General features: G+C 54.9%; 12 protein-coding genes. 6 read left to right on the forward strand and 6 right to left on the reverse strand.

The genetic code is table 11. From position 1 onward, the window contains the following. Nucleotides 1-9: 9 nt before the first annotated feature. Both PMI17_RS07815 and rhaB read right to left on the reverse strand, forming a co-directional pair. A complete protein-coding gene (locus PMI17_RS07815) occupies nucleotides 10-1,266 on the reverse strand; it encodes an L-rhamnose isomerase (protein WP_007887917.1) in 1,257 nt (418 codons plus the stop codon). Then, nucleotides 1,259-2,731, reverse strand: coding sequence for a rhamnulokinase (gene rhaB / locus PMI17_RS07820; protein ID WP_007887934.1), 1,473 nt, complete (start codon nucleotides 2,729-2,731; stop codon nucleotides 1,259-1,261). Before rhaB ends, PMI17_RS07815 begins: the two co-directional genes overlap by 8 nt. Nucleotides 2,732-3,021: 290 nt before the next feature. On the opposite strand from rhaB, the gene rhaS reads away from it, so the two are divergent. Then, a complete protein-coding gene (rhaS, locus tag PMI17_RS07825; protein WP_007887937.1) occupies nucleotides 3,022-3,843 on the forward strand; it encodes an HTH-type transcriptional activator RhaS in 822 nt (273 codons plus the stop codon). Nucleotides 3,844-3,858: 15 nt separating this feature from the next. Continuing rightward, nucleotides 3,859-4,725 (forward strand): HTH-type transcriptional activator RhaR, encoded by an 867-nt coding sequence (gene rhaR / locus PMI17_RS07830; protein ID WP_007887939.1) that lies wholly within the window; start codon nucleotides 3,859-3,861, stop codon nucleotides 4,723-4,725. A gap of 27 nt (nucleotides 4,726-4,752) precedes the next feature. Here rhaR and rhaT read toward each other — a convergent pair whose 3' ends face one another. Next, the gene (gene rhaT / locus PMI17_RS07835) at nucleotides 4,753-5,787 is read right to left on the reverse strand and encodes an L-rhamnose/proton symporter RhaT (RefSeq protein WP_007887941.1); all 1,035 of its coding nucleotides are present in this window, start codon (nucleotides 5,785-5,787) and stop codon (nucleotides 4,753-4,755) included. A 366-nt stretch (nucleotides 5,788-6,153) separates the two neighbouring features. On the opposite strand from rhaT, the gene PMI17_RS07840 reads away from it, so the two are divergent. From PMI17_RS07840 to aldA, 3 genes are all read left to right on the forward strand, one after another. Beyond that, nucleotides 6,154-6,477, forward strand: coding sequence for a hypothetical protein (locus PMI17_RS07840; RefSeq protein ID WP_007887943.1), 324 nt, complete (start codon nucleotides 6,154-6,156; stop codon nucleotides 6,475-6,477). A 14-nt stretch (nucleotides 6,478-6,491) separates the two neighbouring features. Beyond that, a complete protein-coding gene (locus tag PMI17_RS25345) occupies nucleotides 6,492-6,590 on the forward strand; it encodes a YoaK family small membrane protein (protein WP_007887946.1) in 99 nt (32 codons plus the stop codon). Nucleotides 6,591-6,791: 201 nt separating this feature from the next. Next, nucleotides 6,792-8,228, forward strand: a complete 1,437-nt coding sequence (aldA, locus tag PMI17_RS07845; RefSeq protein WP_007887949.1) for an aldehyde dehydrogenase — start codon at nucleotides 6,792-6,794, stop codon at nucleotides 8,226-8,228. Nucleotides 8,229-8,266: 38 nt separating this feature from the next. Here the strand turns inward: aldA and PMI17_RS07850 are convergent, their stop codons facing one another. Both PMI17_RS07850 and PMI17_RS07855 read right to left on the reverse strand, forming a co-directional pair. Then, the gene (locus PMI17_RS07850) at nucleotides 8,267-9,541 is read right to left on the reverse strand and encodes an MFS transporter (RefSeq protein WP_007887950.1); all 1,275 of its coding nucleotides are present in this window, start codon (nucleotides 9,539-9,541) and stop codon (nucleotides 8,267-8,269) included. Beyond that, entirely contained in the window at nucleotides 9,538-10,959 is a 1,422-nt protein-coding gene (locus PMI17_RS07855; protein ID WP_007887951.1) for a M20 family metallopeptidase, read from the reverse strand. Before PMI17_RS07855 ends, PMI17_RS07850 begins: the two co-directional genes overlap by 4 nt. A 148-nt stretch (nucleotides 10,960-11,107) precedes the next feature. Between PMI17_RS07855 and PMI17_RS07860 the strand changes: the two genes are divergently transcribed. Next, a complete protein-coding gene (locus PMI17_RS07860) occupies nucleotides 11,108-12,034 on the forward strand; it encodes a LysR family transcriptional regulator (protein ID WP_007887952.1) in 927 nt (308 codons plus the stop codon). Between the two features lies 1 nt (nucleotide 12,035). Here the strand turns inward: PMI17_RS07860 and PMI17_RS07865 are convergent, their stop codons facing one another. Then, on the reverse strand, nucleotides 12,036-13,631 hold the full coding sequence (locus tag PMI17_RS07865; RefSeq protein WP_007887953.1) for an ABC transporter substrate-binding protein: 1,596 nt from the start codon (nucleotides 13,629-13,631) through the stop codon (nucleotides 12,036-12,038). Nucleotides 13,632-13,642 lie beyond the last annotated feature (11 nt).

Genomic DNA, 13,642 nt, shown 5'->3' on the forward strand with positions numbered 1-13,642 from the left:
GTTTGTCCCTTAACGTTGACGCAGTGTTTGTTGTTCGTAATGACGGACTTCGCTCAGCCAGCTGGCATCAGCCGGGACATCGTGGCGCAGGCACCAGGCTTCCCAAACGGCTTGCCACGGCAGGGATTTTTGCTCTTCCAGCATCGCCAGACGCCCGGTGTAATCCCCTTCGCTCTCGAGCTTGCGTAACTGATCGGTGGGTTCCAGCAGTGCGCGTAGCAGCGCTTTTTTGGCATTGCGCGTGCCGATAACCCAGGCCGCGATGCGGTTAATCGAGGCGTCAAAAAAGTCGAGGCCGATATGCACTTTGTCAAACAGCTTGTGGCGGGCAATCTCGGTGGCAATGGCTTGTGTTTCATCGTCGAGAATCACCACGTGATCGCTATCCCAGCGCACCGGACGGCTCACGTGCAGCAGCAGGCGTGGCACATACAGCATTGCCGTAGAGATCTTGTCGGAAATGACTTCAGTTGGATGGAAGTGACCCGCATCAAGCGTTAATGCCGTTTGGCGGCTGCTGGCGTAACCGAGGCAGAATTCATTGGAACCCACGGTGTAACTTTCGGCACCGATACCAAACAGCTTGCTCTCTACCGCATCAATATGATGCGCGGGATTGAGTTTTTCACTGATTACGTCATCCAGTGCGCTGGCCAGACGTTGACGGGGAGCCAGGCGATCAACCGTAAGATCTTTCATGCCATCCGGCACCCAGATATTCATCACGGAAGGGCTACCAAGCTGCTCACCAAAGTGGGCGGAGATGCGGCGGCTGGCTTTACAGTGGTCGATCCAGAACTGCCGAATACCTTTATCCGCGTGCGATAACGTAAAGCCATCTGCACTCAACGGGTGGGAGAAGCAGCTTGGATTAAAATCGAGACCCAATTTATGGGTTTTAGCCCACTCAACCCAGTTGCTGAAATGCTTAGGTTCGATCGCATCACGTTCAACGGGTGTATCGCTCTCCAGATAAATTGCGTGCAGGTTGAGGCGTTTGGCGCCCGGAATTAATGACATCGCTTTTTCAACGTCAGCACGCAGCTCATCCGCATTGCGGGCACGGCCCGGATAGTTGCCGGTGGCCTGAATACCGCCGGTCAACTCACCGTTGGGGTTTTCGAAACCGCGTACGTCATCACCCTGCCAGCAGTGCATCGAGACAGGAATGCCATCCAGTTGTGCCATTACCTGTTCCACATCTACGCCAATTGCTGCGTAGCGTTGTTTGGCCAGTTCGAAGGCCTGTTCAATCAGCTTAGTCATATGCAAGTTCCTTAGCAGGTTGGCTCAGCGCCGCGAAGCGTGCCTGATGGGCAGCGAAGGCGCCGTTGTTCAGCGGTTCAAATTTTTCTAACGGGAAGTTTTGGCTAATGCAGCGGCGCAGATCGCTAACGTCACGCAATTCGCCTAAGGCAATCAGCTGGCAACCGATGTTACCGAGCGTTGAAGCCTCGATGGGTCCGGCCAACACGGGCAGCTGGCAGGCATCGGCACAGAGTTGATTTAGCAACGGATTTTGACTACCTCCGCCCACCACATGCAGCTGACGCAGCGGCGCACCACGCAGTTGGCTGAGTTCGCCAATCACCTGGCGATACAGCAATGCCAGACTATCGAAAATGGTACGGGCCAGGGCGGCTGGGGTTTGCGGAACCGGCATGTGCTGCTCGGCACAGGCGTTTTGAATCTCCTGCACCATGCTGTCTGGGTTGATAAAACGACTGTGATTGGGATTAACCAGTGCGCGACAGAGAGGCTCTTTCTCGGCCTGGGCGATGAGCGTGCAAAGATCGGTTATTTGCAGTTCGCTGCAGACACGTTGTAATAACCATAAGCCCATGATGTTTTTCAGGACGCGGTAACCCTCTGCGCCACCTTCATTGGTAATGTTGGCGTCAAGCGCGGCAGCGCTGACACAAGGCTGCAAACTCTCAATACCCATCAGCGACCAGGTGCCAGAACTCAGATAGGCGGCTTCATCCTGAATTAACGGCGTAGCCAACACGGCACTGGCCGTGTCATGTGTAGCGACGGCCACCACCGGAATCTGATTGCCACTGGCGCTGGTCCAGTAACCCACGGTATTGCCCGGCGCCGTCGGTTTACCCAACCACGTTGCAGGGACGCCAGCCCAGGCGAGCAAATCGCTATCCCATTCGCCGCTGTGAATGTTGAGCAACTGGGTAGTAGTGGCATTGGTATATTCCCAATTCATCTGGCCAGTAAGGCGATAATGCAGATAATCGGGAATCATCAATGCATGCTTAACCTGCGCCTGCCAATCCGGCTGCTGCAGATGCAGCGCACGCAGTTGATAAAGGGTGTTGAAGGGCAAAAATTGAATACCGGTACGCTGATAGATTGCGCCTTTACCCAGGTCCTTGATGGCCTGAGCCATATGACCTTCCGTCCGCTTATCGCGATAGCTCACCGCTTCACCGACACGCTCCCCGTTGGCATCCAGCAGCACCAGATCCACACCCCAGGTGTCGATCCCAATGCTGTCCGGCACAATACCTTCCTCATCTAACTGAGCCAGCCCGAGACGAATTTCCTGCTCGAGACGTTCCAAATCCCAACAATCATAGTCGGCACGGCGCACCCGCTGATTCGCAAAGCGGCGGACTTCACGCAGGCTGATGTGCTGATTCGCTGAATTCCATTGTGCGAGCATCACGCGCCCGCTGGATGCGCCTAAATCAATGGCAACAATGTTACGCATACTCATGGCGTGCTCTTCCTGTAATGAGATGGCTACAGCTTAGAAATCTCTGCTTTTTGCCACCTTCCCCTTACTGCCAGTGCGTAATAGTCGCTGGCAGACTGACAAAGAAGTTCGTGAGAGAGCTCACAGAACCACATAAGGAGAGAGTTGTGAGCCTTGCCGCATTTCCGTCAATCCGGGCTGAGATCTTGAAAAATTAGCCATTTTCCTGCGTCACTCAGATCAAAATTCAAGGTAAGGTGCTGAACGCCTGCGTAGACTCGGCTGCAGTTAAGTGAGTTGAGAGGCAAATCATGACCGTTTTACATAGCGCAGATTTCTTCCCTGAAGGGAATTACGCCATCGCCATTGAGCCGCGCGTGCCGCAGCAGGCATTTCCCGAGCATCATCATGATTTCCATGAAATTGTGTTGGTTGAGCACGGTTCAGGCATCCATGTGTTTAACGGTCAGCCGCAGGCGTTATCTGCTGGCTGCGTTTGCTTTGTGCGCGATCACGATCGCCATCTCTATGAGCAGACGGAGAATTTGTGTCTGACCAATGTGCTCTACCGCAGCCCGGCAGCGTTTCGTTTTCTTTCGGGTTTGCAGGATCTGCTGCCACGCGAAGAAGAGGACAAATATGCTTCGCACTGGCGCATTAATCACAAAGTCATGGCGCAGGCATTGCAGATAGTGACGCAGATGAAGCAGCAGGATGGCTGGTCACTGGAGCGGCACGCGCATCAGGAGCAGCTGTTTCTACAGCTGCTGATCGTGTTGCGCGAAGCGGCTCATAACGATCAATTGCAGGATCAGGAAGCGCGGTTACACCGGTTGCTCGACTGGCTCAATGAGCACTACAGTGAAGATATTGTGTGGGATGCGCTCGCCGACCGCTTTTCGCTGTCACTGCGTACCCTGCACCGCCAGATGAAGCAGCAAACCGGCAATACGCCGCAGCGTTACCTCAATCGGCTTCGCCTGCTACAGGCGCGGCATTTACTGCGGCATAGTGATATGCGCATTACAGACATCGCCTATCAGTGTGGATTTGGTGACAGCAACCACTTCTCCACGCTGTTCCGGCGGGAATTTGGCTGTGCGCCCAGAGCGGAGCGCCAGCAGATGCTATAACGGGAGCGTTTCCTCATGTCGCTGATCCTTACGCGCGAAGACTATTTTCCGGCCACCAATCTGCCGATTGCGGTGGCCGAGCGCATGCCGCAGCCCTCCTTCCCTCCGCATCGCCATGAGTTCAGTGAAATTGTGATTGTCTGGCGTGGCAACGGCCTGCACGTGTTAAACGATCGCCCGTGGTTGATCACCTGCGGCGACGTGTTTTACATCCGCGATAATGATTGCCACAGTTATGACAGCGTCAACGATTTGGCGCTGGATAACATTCTTTACTGCCGAGATCGTTTTCGTCTTGAGCTCGACTGGAGCCAGTTGTTGCCACCGCAGGAGGAGAACTCGCCGGCATGTTGGCGTTTAACCACCCGCGGTATGGCATTGGCTCGCGGTGTCATTAGCCAACTGGAGCGAGAAAGCCGTAAAAGCGACTCGCTATCCGTTCAACTCTCTGAAGCGCTGTTTTTACAGCTTGCGCTGATTTTGCGTCGTCATGGTTATGCCGCCGACCGCCCCTGGGCACTGCCGGAGGGCGAGCAGCTGGATCTGCTGATGTCAGCGTTGCAGGGTGCAATCAGCCGTCCATTCGATTTGGCGGTTTTTTGCCAGCAGAATCAGTTAAGCGAGCGGGCGTTAAAACAGCTTTTTCGTCAGCAAACCGGTATGACCGTAGGGCACTATTTGCGACAACTACAGCTCTGCCAGGCAAAGTATCTGTTGAGAACCCAGGATGGCTTAATCAGTGAAGTGGCCGCGCGCTGCGGCTTTGATGACAGTAATTACTTTTCCGTGGTGTTTACGCGAGAAACAGGTTTAACGCCAAGTGCGTGGCGACAGCGTTTTCTGCCGCAGCGCGAACCCTCAACTGAGAAGGCCAAAGCCTGACGCATCATCTATGCGTCAGGCTTTTCATCAGGCCGCCATTCCCAGGCCAACAATATTGGCGGCAATAATAATCACCACGCAACCCAGTGACAGCACGCGTACCGGACGTTGCCCCACCGACTTCCACTCTTTCAGCACCAGTCCCACTAGCCCACCGCACAGTACATAAAGACTCATATGCAGCATCCAGCTGACAAAGTCATATTGTGCTGGGATTTTGGCGTGGCCCCAGGCATAGAAGAAAAATTGCAGATACCACATGGTGCCGCCTAATACCGCAAAGGCGATATTGGCAAGCAGCATCGGCTTGGCCACGGAGAAATCACGACGCACCGAAAGATCGCTTTTCACCGCCAGCCGAATAAAGCAGTAAGCCAGATTCACCAGCGCACCACCACCCATGATCACGACATAGCTCGGCAGCGCCACGTAAAGTGGATTGATACCCAGATTCGCGGCGGCTGCATGCATCGGCTTCGCGGCATCCATGGCGAACGACATGCCGGCGGAGAAGATGCCGCATAAGATCGCCAGTACCAGCCCCTTCTTCAGATTGAACTCTTCCGCATTGATGCCCAGCGCGCGCTCTTTTAGCAGACCAGCACGTGAAACAATCGCTACGCCGATTAACGCCACGAACACGCCGAGCAGCGTCATGCGTCCACCTGCCGAACTGAACAGCTCGACAAAGCGGCCTTGCAACAGCGGCGTCATCAAGGTTCCCACCACCAGGGTGATGCCGATGGCAATCCCAATCCCCATCGACATGCCGAGGTAGCGCATGGTCAGTCCATAGTTGATGTTGCCGATGCCCCACATGGCACCAAACAGAAATACGGGCAGCAGTTGGGAGAAGCTAAAACTGCTGTAATAGGACCAGAAATTTGGCAGCAACACCGCGCTGACTGCCCACGGCAGGATCAGCCACGACATGATGCCGCCCACCGACCACATCGTTTCCCAAGACCACTTTTTCACCTGCTTAAATGGAGCATAAAAACAGGCGGCACTGGCGGCACCCACCAGATGCCAGAAAATACCTGCAATGATGGCACTGTTCATTGTTATTCCTTCGTAAGGTTGAGGCCAACAGGAAACCGGCGGTTTCCCGATTACCGGCAGTCTACGGTGGGCAGCTTTTCATCAGCCTTTGGATGGCTGCCGGAAAGCGCAGGTAGCTGGCAAAATTCGGGGGGTCGTCAACATAAGGATCACAAAATCGCATTTGCAGGCAGGTCACGTTCAGATTTTCATAAGTTGCTTATTATTCGGAATTTTTTCTCAATGTGTTGTGTTGATCAGCACAGTTTTTGGTTTACTGCCACCGTGTCTATTAACATGGCAGTCACACAAAGCCGCCAGCCAGACTTTCCCCTATGGCAAATAATCCGTATAACGTTGGGAAAATCATCAAGACGAAGGATTGAGATGAATACCAAAAGATTGAGACTACTGCTGTCGCAATCAGTGAGTCGCGTGATGCTGGATGACATCCGCGCTATCGTGCCGGCGCAGGCGCTAAACGTCTTTATTAATGGATTGGATGAGGCACACTACGCCACGCTGGATTGCGTGCAGAGCGAAGAGAATTGCGCTTTGCTGGCCTCGGTGATTGTCGTCTGGCGGCAGTTGGGGCAGGTTCACCATATTCACTATCAGAAAGGTGAACATCTGCGTCAGGTGGACGACGCGACGCAATTCCAACTGTTTAGTATGATGAAAACCCATCGCGCTATTGTTCAGCTCGCCTAACTTTCGGGATTATTATGAAAATCGGACTGCTATTCCCCATTGCTATCATCATTGCAGGCATCAGTTTTCTGGCCTGGTTTATTGCCAGCGGCGCGGCGATGCCCGGTTCATGACACGCTGTTAACACGCGTATTTTGCTGCTAACCCGCTGAAAGCGCGGCATTTCGCCAGGAATGCTGCGTCTGTCGTGTTGATCTTCCCTTCTTTGCCATCCCTTTCTGCGCCCTGGCAGTGACAAAAAGGTGCGACACCGCGTTCTGTTTCACTCTGCACTTCACAAACTTTTAACGAAGACGATCGCGGAGCCCCTGCAAATGACAACACATCACCAACATTATATTAATGGCGCGTTTGTGGCCGATCACCACGACAAGTGGATTGAAGTGATTAATCCGGCAACGGAAGCGCTGCTGTCGCGCGTGCCGGAAGGCAGTAAGCAAGACGCCGCACAGGCGATCAACGCCGCCGAAGCGGCACAGCCGGGTTGGGAAGCGCTACCGGCGGTAGAGCGTGGCAACTGGTTACGTAAAATTGCCGCTGGGATACGCCAGCGTGAAGCAGAACTGTCCGCCACTATCGTTGCTGAGGGCGGAAAAACGCAGGGTCTGGCACAAACCGAAGTCCTGTTTACTGCCGACTATCTGGAGTACATGGCCGAATGGGCGCGTCGTTATGATGGAGAGATCATTAACAGTGACCGTCCAAATGAAAACATTTTTGTCTTCAAAAAAGCCATTGGTGTCACCACCGGTATTCTGCCGTGGAACTTCCCCTTCTTCCTGATTGCACGTAAAGCGGCACCTGCACTGGTGACCGGTAATACTATCGTGATCAAACCCAGTGAGCTGACGCCAAATAATGCGGCGATCTTCGCGCAAATCATTGATGACATTGGCCTGCCAAAGGGCGTGATCAACATGGTTTACGGCTATGGCCCGGAAATTGGTCAGGAGCTGGCAGGCAACCCGAAAGTGGGCCTGGTGAGCCTGACCGGCAGCGTTAATGCCGGTATCGCCACCATGGAAGCCGCGGCAAAAAATGTCACCAAAGTGTCGCTGGAACTCGGTGGCAAAGCGCCGGCTATCGTGATGGATGATGCCGACCTGGATTTAGCGGTGAAAGCAATTGTTAGTTCCCGCGTCATCAACACCGGACAGGTGTGTAACTGTGCCGAGCGTGTTTACGTGCAGGAGGGCATTTACGATCGCTTTATCAGCGCACTGACTACGGCTATGCAGCAGGTGAAGTTCGGTAACCCGGCGGAGCACAACGACATTGATATGGGACCGCTCATCACTGCGGCCGCATTAGAACGGGTTGAGCAGAAAGTCGCAAAAGCGGTAGCCGATGGCGGCAAGGTGCTGCTGGGCGGCAAACGTGCCGGTAATAAAGGCTTCTATTTTGAGCCGACCATCATCACCGGCGTGCGTCAGGATATGGAGATTATGCAGGAGGAGATTTTTGGCCCGGTACTGCCGGTAATGCGCTTCAAAACTCTCGACGAAGCGGTGACGCTGGCCAACGATTGCGCATATGGGCTAACGTCTTCGATTTATACCCAGAATCTGAACACCGCAATGGTAGCGCTACGTAAGCTGAAGTTTGGTGAAACCTACATCAATCGTGAGAATTTTGAGGCGATGCAAGGGTTCCACGCCGGCTGGCGTAAGTCGGGGATCGGGGGCGCCGATGGACGTCACGGGTTAGAAGAGTTTTTACAGACGCACGTGGCCTATTTGCAGTTCTCATAAGGAAAACCCGGTGCGCATTGCTGCGCACCGGGAACTCATTACGAGACGCGCTTCTGGCTGCGCAGTAAGGCCAGACCGCTTAATACCGACATCGCCATCAGATAATAACCTGGCGCCAGGCTGGTACCAGTGGCGCTAATCAATAGCGTACAAATCAGCGGTGCAAAGCCACCAAACACCGTTACCGCCACGTTATAGCTGATTGCCATGCCGCTGGCACGCGTGCCAATCGGGAACAGATCCGCCATCACTGACGGCACCGTCGAGAAGTAGATCGATTTCAGCAGCGCCATCCAGCACACTAGCAGAATCAGCGTGGTGGGCGTGGTGTGTTCAACCACCAGCTTAAAGGCGGGATAAATGGTGACGATCAGCAGAAGCAGTGAACCCCACATCAGCGGCACACGTCCTACGCGTTCTGCCCATAGCCCCATAATCGGGGTTACCACGGTCAAAATCCCCCCCGCCAGCAGCGTTGCTGTGAACGCGACGCTGCCAGAGAGGTGCAGATTTTTGGTGGCATAGGTCGGCACGTAATTCAGCATGTAGTTAACGGCCGTTGAGATCACCATCAGGCCGATCGCCAACAGCATTAGCTCCTTCTGGCGACCAAACAGGCTTTTCAGCGGCGCGGCTTCCGGTTTGTGATCAGCAAAACTTGCCGGTTCGTGGACATGACGACGAATGTAAATCCCCAGCGGACCAATCAGCAGGCCGAAGGCGAAGGGAATCCGCCAGCCCCACTCCTGAATCTGGCTTTCCGTCAGGATCTGCGTCAATCCCAGACCAAATGCTGATGCCATCAAGGTACTGGCACCCTGGGTAGCAAACTGCCAGCTGGCGATAAACGCTTTACGTTCCGGGAAGTGCTCCACCAGGAATGCCGTTGAGCTGCCAAACTCGCCACCCGCCGAGAAACCCTGCACCAGACGTGCCAGCAAAATCAGCAGCGGCGCCATCAGGCCAATGCTGCTGTAGCCTGGCATAAAGGTGATGACGGCACCGCCAAGCATCATCAGGTTGATCGACAGCAGCAGCGCTTTTTTCCGACCATGCCGATCGGCATAGTTGCCTAGCACAATCGCGCCTAAAGGACGAATCAGAAACGACACGCCAAAACTACCAAATGTCAGCAGCATTGAGACCGAGGGATCGCTGGTAGGGAAAAAGGCATGGGCAATGTAGCTGGCGAAAAAGCCGTAGACGGCGATATCGAACCACTCAAGCGCGTTGCCGATACAAGTGGCAAATAGCGTTTTGTGCAGGCTGGGCTTGGTGGTGTTCAGCGGCAGGGTGCTATTCAGCGTACTCATTGCCCACCTCCGACATGCGCACGATGCTGTACCACCAGTTGCGTACCCTGCTCACCTAAATCCCACAGCAGCCGCGTCATGATCTGCAAACCTTCGCGTGCGATCGATTTCAACATGTGTTCGTTGACGCCATGCTGCCCACAGGCCGGGTACGAATGCGGAACCCACAGCGTGGGCAAACCAAGAATATCGGAGAACACTTCATTTGGCAGCGAACCGCCGAGATTGGGCAGCAGCGCCGGTTTCTTGCCGCTGGTTTCCGCCATGCTGGTCAACACCCAGTCCACGAGGGGATCGGTCGGATCGAGCCGCGTGGCGGGCGATCCGCGCATGAATTCAACCTCAACATAGCCAAAACCGTGCTGTTGCAGATGGGCGCGCACATGCTGTGCGAGGTTTTCCCAATCGGTACCGACCACAAAGCGCAGCTGACATACCGCTGTCGCGCTGCCCGGTATCGCATTCATCGGCTGAGCCGGATTGCCCGTCAGGAATGACAGCACTTCCAGCGTGTTCCAGCCATACAGGCGTTCCGTAGGTGACAGGCCCGGCTCGCCCCAGTTGACATCAATAGCGGGATCGTCCGGCATGCCGCCGACCTCGATATCCGCCAGAATGTCACGCACCTGCGGCGTGAGCGAGTTAGGTTTCAACGCAGCAACCTGCAACACGCCCTGTGCGTTAACCAGTGCAGCGATGGCGCTAGCCAGTTGCGTACCCGGATTGGTTAACAGTCCGCCCCAGTTACCGGAGTGATAAGCGTTGTCGCGCGCGTTAATCGTCAAACGGAAGTTAACCGCGCCGCGTGAGCCGAGGAACAGCGTTGGACGAATCGCATTCAGGCGCGGGCCGTCGGAAGCAATAAACAGGTCGGCTTGCAGCAGTTCGCCATGTTGCTGGCACAGCTGCGCCAGACCCGGCGAGCTGATCTCTTCGCCCATCTCGAACAGCATTTTGCAGTTGAAGCCCAGACTTCCGCCGCGCACCTTAAACACCTGCTCAAGCGCCGCCAGATTCACGCAGTGCTGGCCTTTGTTATCGGCGCTGCCGCGCGCATACCAGCGATCGCCCTCTTCAACCATGTGCCATGGCGATAAGCCCGCGCGCCAGTTTTCATCATCGCCAAATACCACGTCGCCGTGACCATAACTGAGCAGGGTTGGCAGCGCCGGATCTTCAATGCGGATCGCCACGAGGAACGGTCGATTGGCGGCTTCCGGGTTGTCGATAAAGTGCAGCGTGAAGCCAAGCGCAATCAGCTGCGGACCGATTTCGTCCTGCAGATAGCGCTGTAATTCGTTATCACGATCCTGACGCTGGCTTTCCGTGCGTTGCGCCACTCGACGCGCCAAAATACGTTGAAATTCTCCGCTGTCGAAATAAGCGCTGGCCTGTTGAACCGCCTGGTGTGCTGTCATGTTTGCCCTGTCTTTTATTGTTTTGTCGTTAAGTCATCTTTGCGGAAACACTGCTTTGCCACAATTATCAATTTATCGAGTAAGATTTGCTTTTATGGCAAAGCTAGCCTGCCCACTTTCGAGGCATGCACCACGATGAGGCACCCGCATGTTAAGCAGTGAGATCCGCTATTTTCTCGCCGTCGCGAATACCGGCTCGCTCAGCGCCGCCAGCGAACAGCTGTTTGTGGCGGTGTCGGCGATTAGTCGACAAATTCAACGGCTGGAGAATCAGGTCGGCGTGCCGCTGTTTTCCCGTCACGCGCGCGGCATGGTGTTGAATGAGGCGGGCGAAATTTTCGCCCATCATGTGCGAAAGAATCTGCTGGATATGGAGTATGCGCTGGCGGAAATTAAGGGCCTGAAAGCGGTGCGCCGCACGCTGATCCGCGTGGCCTGTACCGATGGACTGGCGTTTACCCTGTTGCCGCGCATGATTGCTGATTTTCGTAATGACAATCCTGGCGTGTTGTTCGAGATAAAAGTGGCGAGTACGCAAGGCGTGGCCGAAGCGCTGCGCAACGGCGAGTGTGATGTGGCGTTGCAGTTTAGCCTGCATGCCGAACGCGGTGTGGAAGTGATGGGATCCTGGCCGGCACCGGTGTTAATTGTGATGCATCAGTCGCATCCTTTAGCTACCGCGCCACAGGTCACGCTGGCCGACCTCAGCCACTATCCGCTGGCATTACCGCAGCAGAACACCACGGTACGGCAGCTGTTTGAACTCGCCAGCCACATGAGCGGCTGCCTGGTGGAACCGGTAATGACCTGCGATACCTTCTCGATGCTGTTTCAATTCCTGCTACGCACGCCGCAGGCAGTGACCATTTGCAGCGCCTTTACCGTGCTGCAGGAAGCTGAAACGCACGGTTTGATATTGCGCTCGGTGGGCATTGATCAACTCAGCCAACGCACGTTGCAGCTACAGGCGCAATCAGGGCGGCCCCGTAGCGCCGCCCTGAATGTGTTTCTTTCGTTTCTGTTACAGCAGCTGGATGCGCTGGAGAAGCCGCTGCGCCAGCGCTGGCGTCCGTAGCTTAGTTCTTGATATCCACCGGATAGAAGATGTGTTTACCGAACGGATCGACCTGATAACCGCTCACCGATTTGCGTACCGGCTCGAAAATGGTTGAGTGCGCAATCATCACCGCTGGCATTTGGTCGTGCATCATTTGCTGTGCCTGCTGATAGAGCGCGACGCGTTTATCATGATTCTGCTCGGCGCGGGCTTCGGTGATGATTTTCTCAAACGGCTGATAACACCATTTGGATGAGTTGGAACCGCCATTCGCCGACGTACAGCTATACAGCGGGCCGAAGAAGTTATCCGGATCGCCGGTCGCGGTGGTCCAGCCCATCAATGCCGCCTGGTGTTCGCCGCTCTTCACGCGCTTGAGGTACTCGCCCCACTCATAGCTAACGATATTGGCTTTGATGCCCACCTGGGCCCAATCGGCCTGAATCATCTCCGCCATCCGTCGTGCATTCGGGTTATATGGTCGCTGCACCGGCATCGCCCACAGCGCAATTTCGGTACCCGGTTTAATTCCCGCTTCCTGCAGCAGCGCTTTGGCTTTGGTGGGATCGTAGTCGTAATCCTTCAGGTCTTTATCCGCGCTCCACACGTCGGGCGGCAGAATGTTTTTTGCCACCGTACCGGTGCCTTTGAAAATGGCATCAATGATCGCCTGCTTGTTAATCGCCATCGCCAGCGCCTGACGCACTTTGACGTTATCCAGCGGCGCTTTGGTGGTGTTGAATGACAGGAAGCCGGTGTTCAGACCCGATTTCTGCTCAAGGGTCAGATCAGGGTTACTGCGCATCTTCTCCAGATCGGCCGGATTGGGGAACGGCATAATCTGGCACTCATTTTTCTCCAGCTTGGCGTAACGCACCGACGCATCCGGGGTGATGGAGAAGACGATGCGATCGAGTTTCGCCTTGCCCTGCCAGTATTCCGGGAAGGCTTTATAGAGAATGCGCGAATCTTTTTGATACTGCACCAGTTCAAACGGGCCGGTGCCAATGGGCTCCATATCGACTTTTTCTGGCGTACCCGCTTTCAACATCTGGTCGGCGTATTCTGCCGAGTGGATCGAGGCAAAATACCAGGCCAGGTCAGCGAGGAATGGCGCTTCGGCATGCGCTAAGGTGATGCGCACGGTGTTGTCATCAACCTTATCAATGCCTTTGATCAGCTTCGCCAGCTCAAGGCTTTCAAAGTTGGCGTAGTTGCCGCCCGAGACGTTGTGGTAGGGATTTTTGGCGTCCATCTGACGCATAAACGAGAAGATTACGTCATCCGCATTGAAGTCGCGCGAAGGCTTAAACAGTTTGTTGCTCTGGAATTTCACCCCTTTACGCAGATGGAAGGTGTAAACCGTGCCGTCCGGGCTGATGTACCAGCTCTCGGCCAGGCTCGGTACCAGTTCGGTTGTGCCCGGAGTGAAATCAACCAGGCGGTTGAAAATCGGCACGGCGCTGGCATCCACGCTGGTGCCCGACGTGTACAGCTGCGGGTTGAAGTTCTCGGGCGATCCCTCTGAACAATAAACCAGCGTTTTCGCCGAAACGCCGCCTGCTACCGCTAATCCGAGTGCCGTCAGCGTCAGTTTTGCCATCACTTTTTTCATTAAGATCCTCG

Source organism: Pantoea sp. GM01, from assembly GCF_000282675.1.
Classification (GTDB): domain Bacteria; phylum Pseudomonadota; class Gammaproteobacteria; order Enterobacterales; family Enterobacteriaceae; genus Pantoea; species Pantoea nemavictus.

What these genes read in the sequence shown, in the direction of transcription:
- rhaR (WP_007887939.1), top strand. Translation starts at nt 3,859, where the DNA reads ATGTCGCTGATCCTTACGCGCGAAGACTATTTTCCGGCCACCAATCTG.
- PMI17_RS07855 (WP_007887951.1), bottom strand. Translation starts at nt 10,959, where the DNA reads ATGACAGCACACCAGGCGGTTCAACAGGCCAGCGCTTATTTCGACAGC.
- PMI17_RS07850 (WP_007887950.1), bottom strand. Translation starts at nt 9,541, where the DNA reads ATGAGTACGCTGAATAGCACCCTGCCGCTGAACACCACCAAGCCCAGC.
- aldA (WP_007887949.1), top strand. Translation starts at nt 6,792, where the DNA reads ATGACAACACATCACCAACATTATATTAATGGCGCGTTTGTGGCCGAT.
- PMI17_RS25345 (WP_007887946.1), top strand. Translation starts at nt 6,492, where the DNA reads ATGAAAATCGGACTGCTATTCCCCATTGCTATCATCATTGCAGGCATC.
- rhaS (WP_007887937.1), top strand. Translation starts at nt 3,022, where the DNA reads ATGACCGTTTTACATAGCGCAGATTTCTTCCCTGAAGGGAATTACGCC.
- rhaT (WP_007887941.1), bottom strand. Translation starts at nt 5,787, where the DNA reads ATGAACAGTGCCATCATTGCAGGTATTTTCTGGCATCTGGTGGGTGCC.
- PMI17_RS07860 (WP_007887952.1), top strand. Translation starts at nt 11,108, where the DNA reads ATGTTAAGCAGTGAGATCCGCTATTTTCTCGCCGTCGCGAATACCGGC.
- rhaB (WP_007887934.1), bottom strand. Translation starts at nt 2,731, where the DNA reads ATGAGTATGCGTAACATTGTTGCCATTGATTTAGGCGCATCCAGCGGG.
- PMI17_RS07840 (WP_007887943.1), top strand. Translation starts at nt 6,154, where the DNA reads ATGAATACCAAAAGATTGAGACTACTGCTGTCGCAATCAGTGAGTCGC.
- PMI17_RS07815 (WP_007887917.1), bottom strand. Translation starts at nt 1,266, where the DNA reads ATGACTAAGCTGATTGAACAGGCCTTCGAACTGGCCAAACAACGCTAC.
- PMI17_RS07865 (WP_007887953.1), bottom strand. Translation starts at nt 13,631, where the DNA reads ATGAAAAAAGTGATGGCAAAACTGACGCTGACGGCACTCGGATTAGCG.